The sequence below is a fragment of the Psychrobacillus sp. NPDC096389 genome (assembly GCF_044762855.1).
Lineage (GTDB): Bacteria > Bacillota > Bacilli > Bacillales_A > Planococcaceae > Psychrobacillus.
The window spans coordinates 141,449-160,591 of the sequence record NZ_JBIWFB010000007.1; the positions used below are offsets into that span (position 1 = coordinate 141,449).

Annotated in this window: 17 protein-coding genes and 1 pseudogene; 15 read left to right on the top strand and 3 right to left on the bottom strand. The window is 39.3% G+C overall.

From position 1 onward, the window contains the following. The first annotated feature begins 3 nt into the window (after window positions 1-3). Entirely contained in the window at window positions 4-381 is a 378-nt protein-coding gene (locus ACIQ38_RS16870; RefSeq protein ID WP_402825585.1) for a hypothetical protein, read from the top strand. A gap of 96 nt (window positions 382-477) precedes the next feature. After that, window positions 478-1,284 carry a hypothetical protein gene (locus ACIQ38_RS16875; protein ID WP_402825588.1) on the top strand — a complete coding sequence of 269 codons (807 nt, stop codon included), beginning with the start codon at window positions 478-480 and terminating at the stop codon, window positions 1,282-1,284. A gap of 74 nt (window positions 1,285-1,358) precedes the next feature. Here the strand turns inward: ACIQ38_RS16875 and ACIQ38_RS16880 are convergent, their stop codons facing one another. The 3 genes from ACIQ38_RS16880 to ACIQ38_RS16890 form a co-directional block, all read right to left on the bottom strand. Then, complete coding sequence (locus ACIQ38_RS16880; RefSeq protein WP_402825590.1) at window positions 1,359-2,453, bottom strand: RtcB family protein; 1,095 nt, start codon at window positions 2,451-2,453, stop codon at window positions 1,359-1,361. A 17-nt stretch (window positions 2,454-2,470) separates the two neighbouring features. Next, window positions 2,471-3,433 (bottom strand): magnesium/cobalt transporter CorA, encoded by a 963-nt coding sequence (gene corA, locus ACIQ38_RS16885; RefSeq protein WP_402825593.1) that lies wholly within the window; start codon window positions 3,431-3,433, stop codon window positions 2,471-2,473. Window positions 3,434-3,560: 127 nt separating this feature from the next. Continuing rightward, complete coding sequence (locus tag ACIQ38_RS16890) at window positions 3,561-5,054, bottom strand: BCCT family transporter (protein ID WP_402825596.1); 1,494 nt, start codon at window positions 5,052-5,054, stop codon at window positions 3,561-3,563. Window positions 5,055-5,254: 200 nt separating this feature from the next. On the opposite strand from ACIQ38_RS16890, the pseudogene ACIQ38_RS16895 reads away from it, so the two are divergent. From ACIQ38_RS16895 to ACIQ38_RS16955, 13 genes and pseudogenes are all read left to right on the top strand, one after another. Continuing rightward, window positions 5,255-5,525 (top strand): annotated as a pseudogene (locus ACIQ38_RS16895) (5-methyltetrahydropteroyltriglutamate--homocysteine S-methyltransferase); the annotation flags it as partial. Window positions 5,526-6,377: 852 nt separating this feature from the next. Beyond that, on the top strand, window positions 6,378-6,785 hold the full coding sequence (locus ACIQ38_RS16900; protein WP_402825598.1) for a hypothetical protein: 408 nt from the start codon (window positions 6,378-6,380) through the stop codon (window positions 6,783-6,785). 190 nt (window positions 6,786-6,975) lie between these two features. Further along, entirely contained in the window at window positions 6,976-7,800 is an 825-nt protein-coding gene (locus ACIQ38_RS16905) for a M55 family metallopeptidase (RefSeq protein WP_402825601.1), read from the top strand. Window positions 7,801-7,815: 15 nt separating this feature from the next. Next, window positions 7,816-8,751, top strand: a complete 936-nt coding sequence (locus tag ACIQ38_RS16910) for an ABC transporter permease (protein WP_402825604.1) — start codon at window positions 7,816-7,818, stop codon at window positions 8,749-8,751. After that, window positions 8,751-9,698 (top strand): ABC transporter permease, encoded by a 948-nt coding sequence (locus ACIQ38_RS16915; RefSeq protein WP_402825607.1) that lies wholly within the window; start codon window positions 8,751-8,753, stop codon window positions 9,696-9,698. The genes ACIQ38_RS16910 and ACIQ38_RS16915 overlap by 1 nt, the downstream gene beginning before the upstream one ends. Window positions 9,699-9,736: 38 nt before the next feature. Continuing rightward, complete coding sequence (locus ACIQ38_RS16920) at window positions 9,737-10,747, top strand: ABC transporter ATP-binding protein (protein ID WP_402825832.1); 1,011 nt, start codon at window positions 9,737-9,739, stop codon at window positions 10,745-10,747. A 46-nt stretch (window positions 10,748-10,793) separates the two neighbouring features. Continuing rightward, complete coding sequence (locus ACIQ38_RS16925; RefSeq protein WP_402825610.1) at window positions 10,794-12,449, top strand: peptide ABC transporter substrate-binding protein; 1,656 nt, start codon at window positions 10,794-10,796, stop codon at window positions 12,447-12,449. 56 nt (window positions 12,450-12,505) lie between these two features. Further along, window positions 12,506-13,429, top strand: coding sequence for a S66 peptidase family protein (locus ACIQ38_RS16930; RefSeq protein WP_402825613.1), 924 nt, complete (start codon window positions 12,506-12,508; stop codon window positions 13,427-13,429). Between the two features lie 15 nt (window positions 13,430-13,444). Then, window positions 13,445-14,527 (top strand): mandelate racemase/muconate lactonizing enzyme family protein, encoded by a 1,083-nt coding sequence (locus ACIQ38_RS16935; RefSeq protein WP_402825616.1) that lies wholly within the window; start codon window positions 13,445-13,447, stop codon window positions 14,525-14,527. 11 nt (window positions 14,528-14,538) lie between these two features. Further along, window positions 14,539-15,462, top strand: coding sequence for a C40 family peptidase (locus ACIQ38_RS16940; protein WP_402825619.1), 924 nt, complete (start codon window positions 14,539-14,541; stop codon window positions 15,460-15,462). Between the two features lie 11 nt (window positions 15,463-15,473). Next, entirely contained in the window at window positions 15,474-16,436 is a 963-nt protein-coding gene (locus ACIQ38_RS16945; protein ID WP_402825622.1) for an ABC transporter ATP-binding protein, read from the top strand. A gap of 243 nt (window positions 16,437-16,679) precedes the next feature. Next, the gene (rsgA, locus tag ACIQ38_RS16950; protein WP_402825625.1) at window positions 16,680-17,738 is read left to right on the top strand and encodes a ribosome small subunit-dependent GTPase A; all 1,059 of its coding nucleotides are present in this window, start codon (window positions 16,680-16,682) and stop codon (window positions 17,736-17,738) included. A 923-nt stretch (window positions 17,739-18,661) separates the two neighbouring features. Next, on the top strand, window positions 18,662-19,129 hold the full coding sequence (locus tag ACIQ38_RS16955; RefSeq protein ID WP_402825628.1) for a CtsR family transcriptional regulator: 468 nt from the start codon (window positions 18,662-18,664) through the stop codon (window positions 19,127-19,129). Window positions 19,130-19,143 lie beyond the last annotated feature (14 nt).

A 19,143-nucleotide genomic window follows, 5' to 3' on the forward strand; every position in this document is an offset into this window, starting at 1 on the left:
CGTATGCTTAAGAAAATCGACGAACTTTATAAATATATTTTGATTATATTGCTCGTCGTTTATTTGATCAATTCTATTTATATAAAGGCACTGATGCTCACATTTACTATTATAGGTCTTGTAATTATTTTAGAGCTTGTGAAACATCGTCGTCGCATCAAGCGACTTACATTCTCACAACTTGCTATTATCGGAGTCGTGCTGCTCACAGGCGGCGCAGGAACGATCTATTTACTCGTGTTGTTTCAAATTTTCTTAGAGCCTTTATCTATACCAACCTCTTTGGAAACAGTGTTATTAATCTTGTTTGTGCTCGTTTGTTTATATGTCCTAGGATACTTTTTGAAAAGAATGTTTGGGCGAGCGATAAAGAATCGATAAAATTCCCTTTAGAAGTTATAGAAAGATAGCTTCTAAAGGTTTTTTTATGAAACTATTCGAAATGTTCACTCGTATGTAGTAGTAGAGGTGTTGCAAATGAAGCATATATATGAACGGACAGCAAAGTATACGAAGTTAGGTTCATTTTTAACATTAGTTATTTATTTGGTGCTAGTCATTATTTTTCGGGATGTGATGTGGAAAGATCTCGAGAATCATTTTATGATAGGATTTTCAGTGTGTATGCTGTTAGGTACTTCTTATTTTTTTCAACATGCTGCAGAGAAGTTGCCGGATGAGAAAAAAATAGATAGCGAATATTATTCTATCGATTTCCCTGTTCATGAGTTAAACTATCAAAATGATGTATCGCTCATTCCTCATAGTTATTTAGTTTCCCATACAGGAGAACGACTTTACACTATTACACCGACAGAAAATGAACCGCTCAAGCGTAGGTTAACTAGCTTTGCTATTTTTAAAAGCGGTTTGTTTTTTCCAATTACATATGATTTAAAGACAATGGATGGGCAAATCGTTAGTCAATTTTCCATTCGAAACAAATTCAAATTTATGCAAATGAGCGTTTATGATCAAACTAAAACATTAATTTCTACAATTGTTATGCCTATTGCTTCTGTGAAAAATAGAGCAGTTATCTTTGATGCCAATAATGAAAAAATGCACGAAATGAAAGCAAAAAGTGCATACGGAGATATTGACGTAAATAATTTCGAGGGAAAACGCTTGGCAACGTATCGTTTTGGTATGTTTCCTTATGCAACCCACCCAGCATTTGAAGCACAAGCCATGAACACACACGTATTGCTAACTTCTGATTTGTCCAATATAGAGAAACTAACTTTTACTGCACTGTTTTACTACTGGACCGCCAATCAATAAGGAGCTGACATTGTCAGCTCCTTTTCAATGTGCTTTATAGTTATAAATTGGTTTAATAACTATAAAGCTCCTTTTCAATGTGCTTTATAGTTATAAATTGGTTTAATAACTTCCAACACATCTACCGTATCCTCGATATGTGCAAGTATGTCTTGCATATCTTTGTAAGCAAATGGTGACTCATCGACTGTACTTGCTACAACGGAAGTACTCCACACGTCTTTCATCGAATTTTGAAAGTCCTCCAATGCTACAAGCTTTCTCGCTTGGGAACGACTCATAATACGACCTGCACCATGTGGACCGGAGTAATTCCATTCCGGATTTCCTTTTCCTCGACAAATTAATGAACCATCTCGCATATTCATTGGAATAATGACAATTTCTCCATCTTGTGCAGAAATAGCACCTTTACGGAGTATCATATTATCTAAATCGATATAGTTATGAATGGTGTCGAATGCTGATTCTATTTTCCAGTTCATACCTCTGCAAATAACATCAACCATCGTTTTTCGATTAAGTGCTGCATACTTTTGTGCGATAGAGAGATCCCATAAATAATCTTTCATATTTTGGCCTTCTACATATGCTAAATCTTTTGGAACAGTATCCCCGAGAGATTGATGAGCAACTTGTTGATAATGTTCTGCAATTTGTTTTCCTAAATTTCTGCTCCCCGAGTGGATTACTAAATAGATACTACCGTCATTTCCTTCATTCAGCTCGATAAAGTGATTTCCACCACCAAGTGTCCCGAGGCTTAAACGAGCACGGCTTTCATTAATCGGAGCAGCAACTTCTGCAAATGGTATTTCTATCGTATGACGATGTTCTTTATTTCTAATTCGTGTTCCGCTTGGGACATTTTTCTTTATTGTTTTATCTAGTTTTTCGAAGTTAACGTCTTCTTTTTTTATCTCTAGTTTTGCACAAATCATTCCGCAACCTAAGTCGACACCAACAAAGTTAGGTACAACTTTGTCGGAAATTGTCATTGTTGTCCCGACTGTGCACCCTTTTCCTGCGTGAAGATCTGGCATCATACGTATTTTTGAATCTTGTAGAAAGGACAGACTACAAAGCTCCTCGACTTGATGCTTTGCCGTTTCCTCTATTGTATCCGTAAAAACAACTGCATCATTAAATGTTCCTTTTATTTCTATCAATATTTCACCTCATTAAGTTAGTTTTTAAATAAGTTAAACCAGCCTTTATATTTAAACCAAGCAAGCATTGATATGGCAGTAATTAGCATAATGCCAAGTACAACGAAATAGCTATATCTCCACTCAAGCTCAGGCATATTTGTGAAATTCATCCCGTACACTCCAGCGATAAAAGTCAAAGGGATGAAAACGGTAGAAACAATCGTTAAGATCATCATTATTCGGTTCATATGGCTCGAGTTAATGGACATTTGACTATCCCGAATGTCAGCTGTTAACTCTCTATTCGATTCGACCATATCCGCAAGTTTTAATAAATGATCGTAAATATCTCCAAAATATGCTTTTTCAGTTTGTTGCAAATTGACGCGTTCAGAATTCATCACCCGGTAGAGCAAGTCTCGCATTGGAAGAATTGTGCGACGTAGTCTTAGCAAATCACTTCGAAGGTCAAACACCTGATCTAAGGATAAGTGGTACACATCGGAGGATAGCTTATCTTCTATATCGTTTAAATAATCCTCAATTTTATAGACAATCGGAAAATAAGCATCCACTACTTTATCTACGATATGGTATGTTGTATGCATTGCTCCACGATCCCAACCTTTTGGGTTTTGTACAATACGATCGCGTGCTTGATCTAATTCATGCATCGGAGGAAAGTGGAAAGACACGATAAAATTTTGACCGACAAATAAGTTTAGTTCCTCTGCTTCAAGTGTATCTTCGTTAAAAGTATGCAACACAAAAAAAGAATGTCCGTCATAATGATCTACTTTTGGCCGTTGAAGACGAAACAAACAGTCTTCGATTGCTAACGGATGAAAATGAAAAAAAGAACTAAGTAATGCTTCCTCTTCTTTTGTAGGCTCGCCGATATCGACCCAATACCACTCAAACTTGTTTTCTGATATATCTTCTAGCTGGAAATCATTTATTATTTCTTGATTAATTGTTTTTCCAATTGTTCGAATCATACTAAAACCCCCTTTGCAGCTTTATTATCTCATAATCAATTCTATGTATTCAAAAGTATGCCGTTTCTTTAGAAGAAAAATGTAAAATGCCAAGGAAATATGGATAGTCCTTGGCATTTTAACGTATTTATTTTTTGGTTTTCATCAGTTTCGCTTCTTTTTTTAATCCCATTAGTAAAGAGGCGATCATGAGAAGCATGACGAAAGAAAATGGCAAAGCTGCGATAATAATTGTATTTTGCAAAGCATCAAGTCCGTTAACGGCCAATAAAACTATTGCAATGATAGACAATGTAATTCCCCAAACAAGTTTCACTTTATTTGGTGGAGTCAATGATCCTTTTGTCGATAGCATACCCAGAACAAAAGTTGCGGAATCGGCTGATGTGATGAAAAAGCATGCAATAAGTACCACGGCAAAAATAGATATAATGGTAGCCAATGGCATTGCATGGAACATTTCAAATATAGTCAACTCTGTAGATGCTTTCGCTAAATCAGCAACCCCTCTTTTTTGGATATCGATGGCAGTGGATCCAAAAGCGGAAAACCAAATTGCTCCAAGTAATGTAGGCGCAACTAATACGGCAGTAACAAACTCTTTAATCGTTCTTCCTTTGGATACACGAGCTATAAACATGCTGACAAATGGTGCCCATGAAATCCACCAAGCCCAGTAAAAGATTGTCCAATCTTCCAGCCATGCGCGATCCGTTACACTGAGTGGTGCTGTACGTAAGCTCATTTGAACGATATTGGCTAAATATCCTCCAAAAGAATCCGTGAACATATCAAAAATGAGTAACGTTGGACCTACTAGGATAACAAAACCCAGTATTGCAAGTGCTAATACTAAATTTGTATTCGATAAATACTTAATACCTTTACTTAAACCGGACCAGGCAGAGGCAAGGAATAGGACCGTTACGATAGCGATAATAATAACTTGAGTAAATATTCCAATCGTCCATCCGAAAAGATAGTTTAAACCTGCATTAATTTGAACGGCACCGAAGCCGAGTGAAGTAGCCACACCAAATGCGGTAGCAAAAATAGCAAGAACGTCGATAAGGATGCCAAATGGACCTTCCATCTTTTTACCGAAAATCGGCTTCAATGTTGCTGATATTAACCCTGGTTCGTCTTTACGGAACTGAAAGAAAGCAAGGGATAATGCAACAACTCCGTACATGGCCCAAACATGAAATCCCCAGTGGAAAAAAGATTGGCGGAGAGCTTCTTTAAAGGCAGTAGCTGTGTTAGGTTCTGCTGTAGCTGGATTGATTGCATAATGCGATAAAGGTTCTGCCGCCCCGTAAAAAACAAGACCAATGCCCATACCAGCTGAAAATAACATTGAAATCCAGGTTACCGTTGAAAATTGTGGACGATCAGTATCTTTTCCCAAACGAATTTTTCCATATGGACTAAAGATAAAAAATATACTAAGTGCCAACATGAACGTCATCAGTAGCATGTAGTACCAACCAAACGAAGATGCAACAAAGCTCTTAATGAAGGTGGTGATTTCTTCAAAACTTTCGGGCCAAAGTGCTCCGTATCCGGCAGCTAAAATGATTAAGCCCAGAGTGATATAAAATGTTATAGATAGTTTCTTCATACTTCCCCCTCGTGGAATGGATAATTTAAATGTTTAACTATACTAATAAAGCAATGTGAAATCAAATGATATCAAGGGTTCCGTTTCTTCAAAATCATACCCGTAATTCGAATATTTAAAACAGTTTATTGGACTTAAAATAAAACATCTAAAATTCAGTATTGACGGAATAAATGAAAATATGTAATCTAGTAATCGATTTAGAGTATGATGATGACAGTTCTGGTGATTTACATTCCAAACGGCGGAGCAAAAGTAGTTCTAAGTGTGTTCACATCGAAAAATGGACAACTAGAAAATAAAGAAAATATTATCGCACGTGTCAAAGAAGCATTGGAATATGTGCCGCTCGACCTACTAAGCATAAGCTCGCAATGTGGATATGCTTTTACACATCACGGCAATAAATTAACAGAAGAGCAACAGTGGGAAAAACTAAAATACATCGTAGACATCTCAAAAGAAACTTGAAGTTAATAAAGGGCAACATCTCGTAACAAGCCAATTTCCCGTTTGCAAGGCTAGAACGAATAAAAATAAAATGCTATCTTTCCTGAATGTCTCATTTGATCGAGTAGGAAAGAGAGTTGTAAATTGCAAGGAAACACTACACACATGAATATGGGAAGTAGAAAAAGAGCGTATTCTTCGGAAGCGTTCTTTTTTTATGTTGAGCGTAGTATAGGGATAATTCGTCGTAGTAAGCTCAATAAGGAGACCACTATACCGCCGCCGGTCGAGTGACGAGCCACTACGTCGCTAACGCTCTTGCACGAAGGTTCTTCTCAAACCTTCGTGCAAAATTCCAAAGAATGGCTAAGGGCAATCAAAAAGCTATTGAAAGCAACTAATTTTAGTACGAAAGCAACTAGAACTAGCATGAGAGCAACTAAAATGTCGATGAAAGCAACTAATTCGTTACAATAACAAGTTTACTAGTATTGAGACGATCAAAATTTAGGTACGTTATAGAAATAATATGCTTAAAATCCTACCTAACTCGCCTAGCCGTCATATGCTCGACTATTTTGTCGAGTTCCACCACTTATTGTTAATTTGGGATGCTGGTAAGTAAGCATTTTCCAGTGGGTTTTCGCTGCAGGGCGGCGAAGGCTCATCGCTCACCCCACAAAAAGCGTCCGCTCTACAGTGAAAGTCACAGTGGATCCTAATAGAGCAATATAAGACGCACTATCCCTATTATGTGCAATCTATCCTTAAAAAAGGAATTTTTTTATTTGCAGTGAACTGAGATGTTTGTCTAGTTTGTCGACCGGTCTTTTGCATCTACTATTATAAGTGCAAGAAGGAGGTGATTTAATCATGAACCAAAATCGTCATTCATGTAGTTCATGCGGGCAAATGCAACAATGGGGACAAAATCGATGTGGCTGTGGGCAAGTATCCCCATGGCAGCAACCACCAGCTCAACCAATAGTATGTCCTCCACAATATCGGGTGCGGGATTCATTCTTACCAAGAATGCAACCGGTAATTCATCCAATTGTGAATGTAAATAGAGAACATATTGTCAACGTGCCTCAACATTTCTGGACTGAAACCAACCGAAATGTAGTTGTGAATCCACCTCAGCAAGCTTTCCCGATGCAACAAGGAGGATTCCAGCAACCATTTGGCCAACAATTCGGGCAGCCGATGGGGCAACCGATGGGGCAACCAATGGGGCAACCGTTTGGTCAACAACAGTTCTTCCCAGGCCAACCAAGATAACGGAACTAAATTTTTTTAGTTAAGGAGAGCAAATGCCTTTATTTTAAAGTGCATTTGCTTTTTAGAGTTTAACATTTTATGTAATTCTGAAGATTAAAACATATTGTAATAGTCTGTATATTTTGATAAAGTAGAACTATTCTATATTTGGAATTTGTATGAAAAAAGTAAAGGGTTGGGGGTTGGTCACATGAAACTTTTTCTATCCATTGATATGGAAGGGATTACAGGCTTACCAGACTATACATTCGTAGATTCTAGTAAGCATAATTATGAACGTGCACGACGTATAATGACGCAAGAAGCAAATGCAATTGTAGAAGGAGCTTTATCAAGCGGTGTAAAAGAAGTGCTAGTAAATGATAGCCATTCGAAGATGAATAATATTTTGATAGAAGAATTGCATCCGGAAGCATCCTTAATAACTGGCGATGTGAAACCGTTTTCAATGGTGCAAGCCTTAGATGAAACATACATAGGGGCAGTATTTGCTGGTTATCATTCGAGAGCAGGACAACCTGGGGTAATGAGCCATTCGATGATATTTGGCGTTAGAAATATGTATATAAACGAAGTAGAAATTGGTGAACTAGGATTAAATGCATACGTAGCGGGTCATTTTGGTGTACCAGTTATCATGGTTGCAGGAGATGATGGAGCTTGTAGAGAGGCGGAGGCACTAATTCCTGGTGTTATCACTGCAGTAGTGAAAGAATCTATTTCTCGATCTGCTGTTAAAACATTGCATCCGCAAAAAGCACATGCATTACTAAGAGAAAAAGTTACACAAGCTATTAGTGAAAGAAATCAAATAAAACCGCTCGTGCCACCAAAAACTCCTACGTTACGAATAGAGTTTGCCAATTATGGTCAAGCGGAATGGGCAGCGCTAATGCCAGGTTGTGAAATTATAGAGGGAACGACAATCGTCCAGTTTGAAGCGAAGGATATATTAGAAGCATACCGCGCGATGCTTGTAATGGTTGAGCTAGCAATGCAAACGAAATTTTGTTAAGGGGGGAGTTTGCTAATGGCGAAGTATATTATTAAACGTTTTCTCATGATGATTGCAACAATTCTTATCATTTCTACCTTAACTTTTGTATTGATGCACTCCATCCCCGGTTCTCCATTCGATGAGGAGCGCACATCGAATCCTACTATTCAAGCAAACTTAGAGAAATTTTATAAACTAGATGAACCCATGCATGTTCAATATTTGTATTATTTAAAGTCCATAGTGACATTTGACTTTGGTCCTTCTATCAAAAAACCAAATGAATCTGTAAACGAATTACTTGCCAGAGGATTCCCCATTTCGTTTGAGCTAGGTATGCTCACGATACTAGTTGCATTATTGTCCGGGACTATTTTAGGGACACTTGCGGCTCTCCGGCATAACGGCATTATAGATTATTTGGCAATGACCTTTGCGGTAGTTGGTATTTCCGTGCCGAACTTTGTGTTAGCGACATTGCTTATACAACAAGTTGCCGTAACTTGGGAGTTGCTTCCTGCAGCTACATGGAGTAGCCCTTTGCATATGATTTTACCGATTCTTGCTCTAGCAACCGGACCAACTGCAATTATTGCTCGTTTAACGAGATCTAGCATGCTAGAAGTACTTACTCAGGATTATATAAAAATGGCTCGTGCAAAAGGTCTTTCACCAGTTCGAATTGTCGTCAGGCACGCACTGAGAAATGCGCTAATGCCTGTGGTGACAATTATGGGGACGATGCTAGCGGGTATTTTAACTGGAACTTTTGTTATTGAGAAGATTTTCGCTATTCCCGGAATGGGAAAATATTTCGTAGAGAGCATTAATAATCGTGACTATCCCGTAATAATGGGATCGACGGTATTTTATAGTGCATTTCTCGTATTCATGCTTTTCTTAGTGGATATTGTATATGGATTTTTAGATCCACGCATAAAATTACACCGAAAAGAGGGGGATGCATAATGACGAACGCACAAAACTCGGTATCCCCGCCGAATATTAAAGATGAATGGTTCCGTCCAAAACAGAAAGATCAAGGCAGGGCGGAGTCTGTCGTAAGACCCTCCTTGTCTTATTGGCAAGATGCTTGGAGAAGACTCCGCAAAAATAAGCTTGCAATGGGAGGACTGATATTCCTAGTTTTGCTTATGCTCTTTGCAATCTTTGGACCAATTTTTTCTCCTTACTCCGTAACAGCAACTGACTATCCTAGTCAGAACCAAGCACCATCTGCAGCTCATTGGTTCGGTACGGATGAAGCGGGAAGGGATGTATTTACTAGAACATGGTATGGTGCCCGGATTTCCTTATTTGTTGGAATCATGGCAGCTCTCATTGACTTTTTTATCGGCATTATTTACGGCGGAGTTAGTGGATATAAAGGCGGTCGCACAGATACAGTCATGATGCGTGTAGTAGAAGTGCTATATGGATTGCCACATTTGTTAGTTGTTATTTTACTAATGGTCGTCATGGGTGCTAGCTTAACTACGATTATTGTAGCTCTTACTGTAACCGGATGGGTAGGGATGGCTCGAATTGTTCGAGGACAAGTGTTGCAGATTAAAACGTATGAATTTGTGACCGCATCTAAATCGTTTGGTGCAAAGACTTCTCGTATTATTCGGAAAAACCTTCTACCGAACACGATGGGCCCTATTATTGTGCAAATGACGCTTACTGTTCCAAGTGCTATTTTTGCAGAAGCATTTTTGAGTTTCTTAGGTTTAGGTGTTGCGGCTCCTTTTGCAAGTTGGGGGGTAATGGCCAACGACGCGTTGCCCGTTATATTATCTGGTCATTGGTGGCGTCTATTCTTCCCGGCACTTTTTATTTCCCTAACAATGTTTGCTTTTAATGTACTAGGAGATGGGTTACAAGATGCGCTTGATCCGAAGCTTAGGAGGTAAGAGTTGTGAATGCAGTTAAGAAAAAAGAAAAGAAAATGATGTCTAGCGAAAAAGTATTACAAGTGAATAATTTACAAGTTTCTTTTCGAACATACGGCGGTGAAGTAGAGGCCGTTAGGGGTGTTGATTTTGTCTTGTATAAAGGTGAAACACTTGCAATAGTTGGGGAATCTGGCTGTGGTAAAAGTGTTACGTCCAGTGCAATTATGGGGTTAATCCCACAACCACCTGGAATTATTAAAAACGGAAGTATTGTATTTAAAGAAAAAGAATTAACGAAGATGTCTAAGGCACAATTGAGAAAAATTCAAGGTGTCGACATTTCAATGATATTCCAAGATCCGATGACTGCGTTAAATCCGACGTTAACGATTGGGGAGCAGTTAACAGAAGGATTACGTACACATAAGAAAATAGGGAAGAATGAAGCGAAGGAAAAGGCAATTGACATGTTGAAGCTGGTAGGAATTCCGAATCCAGAAGAGCGATTAAAGCAATTCCCTCACCAATTTTCAGGTGGTATGCGCCAACGGATTGTTATAGCTATTGCACTCATTTGTGAGCCACAAATATTAATAGCAGATGAGCCAACGACTGCACTAGATGTTACGATACAAGCGCAAATTTTGGAGTTGTTTGAAGAGATTCAGGCGAAAAAAGGAATTTCTATTATATTAATCACGCATGATCTGGGAGTAGTAGCAAAAATAGCGGATCGGATTGCGGTAATGTATGCAGGGAAAATTGTAGAGATCGGTGATAAAAGAGAAATTTTCTATACTCCCGAACATCCATATACGAAGGGGCTACTAAACTCGGTACCCCGTCTAGACTTAGTAGAAGAAGAGTTGCAACCAATCGACGGAACACCTCCAGATTTATTTTCACCACCGACAGGATGTCCGTTTACGGCACGATGTGATTTTGCAATGGAAGTTTGTGATCATGTCTATCCATATTCAACTAAGTTATCCGAAACACATGGAGTAGATTGTTGGCTACAAGACGAACGAGCAAAGGTATTGCAAGCTCAAGATAGAATCGGATGAGCGCGCGCAAGTGCATTCACATATACAATACAGAGGGGGAACTAAGATGAAGAAGTGGTTATCGTTATTTGTAGCGGCATTATTTGTACTCGTGTTAAGCGCTTGTACAGCTACGGAAAACGCTGGGGAAAAACCGAGTACAGAAACAGAAGGAGGCAAAGAGGAAACAGGAACAGAAACAGAGTCAGCGCCAACAGAAAAAGTACTCTATTTGAATAATGGCAATGAACCGACCTCTTTCGATCCATCTGTGGGGTTCGATGCAGTATCCTGGAATTCTTTAAACAATCTAATGGAAGGGTTAGTTAGACTTTCAGAAGATCATCTAGCAGAGCCTGCAACAGCTGAAAAAGTGGATGTGTCTGATGATGGTTTAACGTATACATTTACGATTAAAGATGATGCAAAATGGTCTAATGGTGATCCGGTTTTAGCGAGTGATTTCGTATATGGCTGGCTTCATATGCTTAATCCGGAAACTGCATCTCCAGCAGCGTTTCTTGCTTATTTTATTGAAGGAGCAGAAGCTTATAATGACGGAAGTGGGACTGCGGATGCGGTAGCAATCAAAGCAGTAGAAGAAAAGGTATTTGAAGTAAAACTGAATACCCCAACAGAAGCATTTTTAAATATCGTGACTAACCCAAGCTTCTTCCCGGTAAATGAAAAAGTAGCAACAGCAAATCCAACATGGTTTGCAGAAGCGGACTCATTTGTAGGGAATGGTCCATTTAAACTAGCGGCATGGGAGCATGATGTAAGCCTTACATTCGAGAAAAACGAGAACTATTGGGATGCGGATACAGTTAAACTTGATAAAGTAGAGTGGGCGATGATAGACGATTCCAATACAGAATACCAAATGTATAAAACTGGAGATTTAGATGTATCAGGTGTTCCAGCAGAACTTGCTGATCAGTTATTGAATGACCCGGAACTTAAAAATGAGGACCAGGCAGGACTATACTTTTACCGCTTCAATACGTCTATGGAGCCATTTACAAATAAAAAAATCCGCCAAGCGTTTGGATTAGCGGTAGATCAACAAGAAATTGTGGAGTTTGTCACGAAAAATGGAGAAAAACCAGCGGAAGGGTTTGTTCCTTATGGATTTATCGGACCTGATGGCAAAGAATTTAGAGAAACTGCTGGGAAACTAGTAGGTTTTGATGCAGAAAAAGCAAAAACATTATTAGCAGAAGGTATGAAAGAAGAAGGATACACAGAACTTCCAGCAGTCACATTAACTTATTCAACTAGCGATTCTCATAAGAAAATCGCGGAAGCACTTCAAAGTAAATTTAAAGAAGTACTGGGAGTAGATGTGGCACTACAAAATGTAGAGGCGAGTGTATTTGGAGCAGAACAAAAAGAATTTAAGTATCAATTATCGCGCTCTTCTTTCTTGTTTGATTATGCTGATCCGGTGAATGCGCTGGAAAGCTTTATTACAGGTTCATCGATGAACCGTACTACATGGTCCAATGCTGACTTTGATAAACTTATTTCTGATATCAAAAATGAAACAGATGAAGCGAAACGTTGGGCTATGTTAATAGAAGCGGATGCATTATTGATGGAAGAAATGCCGATTTTCCCACTTTATTATTATAACCAAGTGACGCTTGAAAAGCCGTCAGTATCAGGTATTGTTAGACATCCAGTAGGTTACTTAGACTTAAAATGGGCTGACAAAAACTAAAAAGACGCGGCACTTTTCTTAGTGCCGCCCTTTTGTATTAGAAGGAGAAAATAAATATGAAAATTCGTCCAAAAAGATTACAACAAGGAGACACGATTGGCATTATTGCACCTTCGAGTCCTCCAAATTTAGAACAACTGAAGCGTTCGTTAACATTTTTAGAAGAGCTAGGCTTATCTTATAAAATGGGGAAACAAGTAGAAAATGTACATGGTTATTTAGCCGGCACAGATGAAGAGCGTATAGAAGATTTACACGAAATGTTCGCAGATCCAAGTATCGCTGGAATCATTTGCGCAGGAGGTGGATATGGTTCTGCTAGATATACCGATAAAATCGATTTTCAATTAATGCATGAATGTCCGAAAATTTTCTGGGGCTACTCAGACATTACTTTTTTACATACAGGTATGAATTTGTATTCTAATATCGTAACATTCCACGGTCCAATGCTAGCTTCCGACGTAGGAAAAGACACCTTTTCCGACTTATCAAAGAAAATGTTCGGACAGCTATTTGAACCGATGGAGCTTCATTATACAGAAACGATATCCCCCCTTGAACGACTTTCGGGAGGAATAGTAAGAGGTGAATTGACAGGAGGGAATTTATCGCTTCTTGCTAGTGGGATTGGTACCAAATACCAAGTCGATGCAAGAGGGAAAATATTATTAATCGAAGACATAGGGGAAGAACCATATCGAGTGGACGGCATGCTTAATCAGCTAAGACAGGCAGGGATATTGGAGGCGGCAGCAGGATTTGTGATTGGTGATTTTAATGATGCAAAACCAAAAAAGCGTAAAGTTTCTCTATCATTAGACGAAGTGTTAGATCATTATTTAGGGCATCTAGGAAAGCCGGCTGTCAAGGGATTCAAGATCGGGCATTGTGAACCGCACTTTGCCGTTCCACTTGGGGCAGATGCGGAGTTAGATGCAAATAACTTATCATTAATAGTTTTACCAGGAGTTGAGTAAAGGAGGGGCAACTGATTGATTATCCAATCGATTGAAACGTTCGACGTAGCTATACCACTTACTAAACCGTTCAAAACTGCATTACGGACAGTCACTACCGCTTATTCTGTCTATGTGAAGATTACAAGTAGCGAAGGTATGATAGGGTACGGGGAAGCTCCTCCGACTCATGTGATTACGGGAGAGTCCATGGCTAGTATTCGGTACGCAATTAATGACATTATTGCACCTCAACTTGTAGGGTTAAATCTTTTAGAAAGTGACCGCATCTTTCAAAAACTAAATACTTCACTCGTCAGAAATACAAGTGCGAAGGCTGCAATTGATATGGCGCTTTATGATTTACTTGCCAGAAAAGCTAATCTTCCTTTGTTTCAATTTCTCGGTGGGTTTAGAGATACATTTGAAACTGATTTTACTGTTAGTGTAAATGATCCGCAGGAAATGGCGGATGATGCCGAAAAGTATATAAAAGACGGATTTACTATGCTAAAAGTGAAAGTCGGTATAGGGGACGTGAAGGAAGATATTGAAAGAATCCATGCTATTCGCAAACGGATAGGACATGACCCAAAGCTGCGGCTGGATGCAAACCAAGGTTGGAATGCAAAAGAAGCTGTGCGAGCGATTCGTACAATGGAGGAAGCGGGACTTGAAATCGAATTTGTCGAGCAGCCTGTTCCGGCGCACGACTTAGAAGGACTGAAGTATGTTACGGACCATACAGATACGCCAATCATGGCAGATGAAAGTGTATTTTCGGTTTATGATGCAAGAAGGGTTTTGGAAATGAGGGCAGCAGATTTGATCAATATTAAGTTGATGAAATCTGGGGGTATCTATCATGCGATTAAGATTAATGCACTGGCAGAAGCTAATGGAGTTGCATGTATGGTAGGAAGTATGATTGAAACGAAAATAGGAATTACAGCCGCTGCCCATTTCGCTGCTAGTCAGCCAAATATTCAGTACTTCGATTTTGATGCACCACTGATGCTTGCGAAAGATCTCGTTTCTGGTGGAGTTATCTATGAAAGAAGTAAGATGACGTTCTCAAAAGGATATGGTCTTGCTATTTCAAATTTAGAAATCATTTAGGGGGGATTTGGATGGAAACAGAAGCGCAAGAGTGGGTTTGTTCTGTAAAAGTAGCCACAGTTTGGACGGATCCAGCGTCCGCAAGGGAATTGGATAGCCCTGGGACAACGAACCCGGTTTTATTGGCAGAGTGGCTGGAGGCATTGACATATAAAGAGCGACTCGCACTTTGTGATGAAAACCGTATACAAACACAACTCCTTTACGGGGAGCCTGTGCTTGTAGAAAAGATAGAAGGGGAATGGGCGAAAATCATTGCTATGTGGCAACCTTCTAAAAAAGATACTCGAGGATATCCGGGATGGGTTCCAGTTAAGCAGTTACAAAAATCGACATATGTTGATTCCATCGGCTTTGCACGTGTCAGCTCGGTGAAAGTCCAATTATGGGATAAAGAAGGAAATCCTTTACTAGTCATTCCATTTAACACTATCCTACCTATTATTGCAGAGGATAAATCTGCATTTACTGTTCAAACACCTCAGGGGGAAGCGAGACTTTTGAAAGAGCATGCTGAATTTGCAACGTCTATGGAACAATATCCAAAACGTACTGCGGAAGATGCAGTAACCCTCGGTGAGCAGTACTTAGATTTGCTTTATTTATGGGGTGGGATGTCTCCGTATGGCTATGATTGCTCCGGATTTACGTACAATATGCTGAAAGCGTGCGGATATTTAATCCCTCGTGATGCAGGAGATCAAGCGGGTAGTGGAGAAGAAATTTCGCTAAGTGATCCATCGGCTTGGAAAAAAGGGGACTTGTTGTTTTTTGCGAACGATGAGGGTACTGGACCGGTTCGTCATGTCGGATTTTATTATGGAAACGGTCAATTATTGCATTCACCGTCTACAGGAAAAACAGTGGAAATTTTGACCTTAGAAGGATCAAAGCTAGAAAAGGAAATTTGTGCAGTGAGAAGATTTGCCGTTTAGGGGGGATTTACATGGCAGAAAAAGTTCTTTTATCCGTACAAGATTTAAAAAGACATTTTGAACTCGGGCGCGGTGAGACGTTAAAAGCGGTAGATGGCATTAGTTTTGACATTGTAAAAGGGGAAACGTTTGGCCTTGTCGGAGAGTCAGGTTGTGGAAAGTCTACAGCAGGTCGAACGATTTTAGGATTGTACAATAAAACAGAAGGTAATGTTCTGTTTGAAAATAAAAATGTCCATGAAATGAACGATAAAGAACGAAAACAATACCTCAAAAAGATGCAAATGATCTTTCAAGATCCGTATGCTTCACTAAACCCAAGATCAACCGTACTAGAGATTATTGCGGAACCCATGGAAGTACATAATTTATATAAAACGAAAGAAGCATTAAAAAGTAGAGTATATGAGTTGCTAGAAGATGTGGGTCTGAATAGAGATCACGCTAACCGCTATCCGCATGAATTTTCTGGTGGACAAAGACAACGTATAGGGATTGCACGTGCATTGGCATTAGATCCTGAATTCATCATTGCAGATGAACCAATCTCTGCTTTAGACGTTTCCGTTCAAGCACAAGTTGTGAAGTTACTGCAACGATTGCAAAAAGAAAAAGGGTTAACGTATTTATTTATTGCGCATGATTTATCCATGGTAAAATATATTTCCGATCGGATTGGGGTCATGTATTTAGGGCATATGGTGGAACTAACAACAAGTAACCAATTGTATGATGACCCATTGCATCCGTATACACAAGCATTATTATCGGCTATTCCTATCCCAGACCCAGATATCGAGGAATCTCGTGAACGTATTTTGTTGCACGGAGAGCTGCCAAGTCCAATTAATCCTCCATCTGGTTGTGTTTTTAGAACACGATGCGCGCATGCGATGTCTATTTGTGCAGAGAAAAAACCAGTTTGGAAAGAACAAGAAACAGGACATTTTGTTGCTTGCCATTTATATAATTGACAAGTCTCGGAATTTATTGTATTCTGAAAACAACTTAAAGAAAAAGGAGTGAGGCATTATGGCAAACTTAATTTTAAATACACAAATCAGTAAGTTCATGATGTCCCACTCTCAATATATCTAAGAATGCATAGTTTTTTATGCTGTTCTTTGTATATACTTCTTTTCTAATGACCGGGGAAACCATGTTTGCTGATTTGTGCAATCATGGTTTTTTATTGTCTAAAATTAGGAGGAAGTAAATTGAATTTAATCGAACAATATGGTTGGAATGATAAATGGGAAGAAAAAAAGCAAGGTAGTGGAATCGTAGGTCGCGTTCTTTTAGAGCATAAACATTTATATCGCGTTATAACAAATGAAGGAGAATGGCTATGTTCTCTTTCTGGAAAGTTTAAATTTGAGCATGGTCGTGAAGCATTTCCAGCGGTTGGAGATTGGGTTGTATTAGAACAAATGCCGGGAGAAGAAAAAGGAATTATCCATGAAGTGCTCCCTCGTAGTTCTCAGTTCTCGCGAAAAGTGGCTGGCTTAACAATTGAAATTCAGTTAGTCGCTGTAAATGTCGATTATGTCTTTCTTGTGATGTCTCTCAATGACGATTTTAATGTGCGTAGATTAGAGAGATATTTATTAGCAGCATGGGATTCTGGGGCAACGCCAGTAGTGGTTCTAACTAAGAAAGATGCATGTGATGACTTAGCGTATTATGTAAGTGAAGTAGAATCGGTTGCTTTTGGCGTAGATGTATTTGCGGTCAGCAGTGTAACAGGAGAAGGGATCGATAATTTAGCGAATCTTTTGTCTACAGGTAAAACAGGTGCACTTTTAGGATCTTCAGGGGTAGGGAAGTCTTCCTTGATCAATGCACTGTCTGGTGAAGAAGTAATGGCTGTTAACGATATTCGAGAAGACGACAGCAAAGGTCGACATACAACGACACATAGAGAGCTTACATTACTACCGGATGGCGGGTTACTAATCGATACTCCAGGGATGCGAGAATTTCAACTTTGGGATACAAGTGAGGGAGTAAGTGCAAGCTTTAAAGATATTGAAGAACTTGCCGAAGGGTGCCGCTTCCGAGACTGTAAACATGTGAAAGAACCAGGATGTGCGATACAAGAAGCTATATATACTGGTGCGCTTAAAGAAGATCGATATAAAAGCTATGTAAAACTAATGAGAGAACTTGCACATATCGAACGAAAAAATGATGTCGCCGCTCGAAAAGTAGAACGTGATAAATGGAAACAAATTACGAAAACGCAAAGAAGTAATTACAAAAAGAAAAGTAAATAATGCGATAAAAAACTACTAATTCATGTGATTAGTAGTTTTTTTATCTTTTAGGGAATAATAAAGTAGATGATTTGGCGCGGTTTATAGATAATGTGTCTTAGTGACCACTGTGATTTTCGCTGCAGCCGTACGCTTTCCGCCGGGTGAGCGATGAGCCATTCCCGCCGCTTGCGCGTACGTTGGAATGGCTCATTTGCTCACGCATCCGGCTGGAGTCGACGTCTGCAGCGAAGATCAATACAAGTTACCTACTTATTTAGTATCGTCTCGATTAAAACAATTATCTTTTCATGGAGTGTATCCAGTAAATGGTTTAGAGCAACCAACTAGTCATTGAAAGCAACTAAATCTACTCCGAAAGCAACTAAACTTAGGACGAGAGCAACTAAATCGCTGATGAGAGCAACTAATTCTTGAAACAGTAAGTTAACTTGGAGTGAGACGTCGATGTTTTCGACAATTTTCTAGGAATAATATGTAGTAAAGCCTGCTAAGCTTGCCTAGGCACATCTGCTAGATAGTGGTTGTCGCGTGACATCATTTATTGTGAATTTTCCACTACGATTAGTTAGTATTTTCCGTTGATTTTCTCTGCAGGTCGGCGACTCCGAAGGGATCAAGTGAGTAAGATGAGACTTCACAACGTACGCGCGTAGGCGCGGCGATGAAGGCTCATCACTCCCCCCCCCGGAAAGCGTCCGTCCTGCAGCGAAAATCACAGCGGTCGCTACGACGCTTTATCTCTATACTATACAACTTCTTCCGAAGCTCAAAAATAACATACATATAAAGCCTATTCATGTTTTTTTATTTGAAATTTCGGGAACACTGTAGGGAGAATCGTATCAATTGCACATCCATAATTTTCTCGTTATAATATAGTCAAAGTTAGTCAAAGTCAGTTTGCGAGAAGAGGTGAGAAGGTGAAAAATATATCTGACATTATTGAAGGTTATTTGAAGTCAATTATCGAAGAAGAGAGTAGGGGACAAATTGAAATAAAAAGAAGTGAAATTGCTGAAAAATTTCAGTGTGTCCCATCACAGATAAATTATGTGATCAATACTCGATTTACCCAAGATCGTGGATACTTAGTGGAAAGTAAACGCGGTGGCGGTGGATATATTCGAATCCTCCGTGTGCGGGCGCATACGAAAGCTGATTTGATTGAGCATATAATACAAAGTCTAGAAAATGGCGCATCTGAATCGGTAACAGAAGATATCGTGTTTCGATTAATTGATGAAGAAGTTATTTCTAATCGAGAAGCAAAACTCATTTTAGCTGCCCTTAATCGTACAACACTTGCTATTCCACTACCGGCAAGAGACGACTTGCGAGCACGTATCCTATGCGCAATGTTACTGACATTAAAATACGAAAAAAAGTGAAAACGAACGGGGTG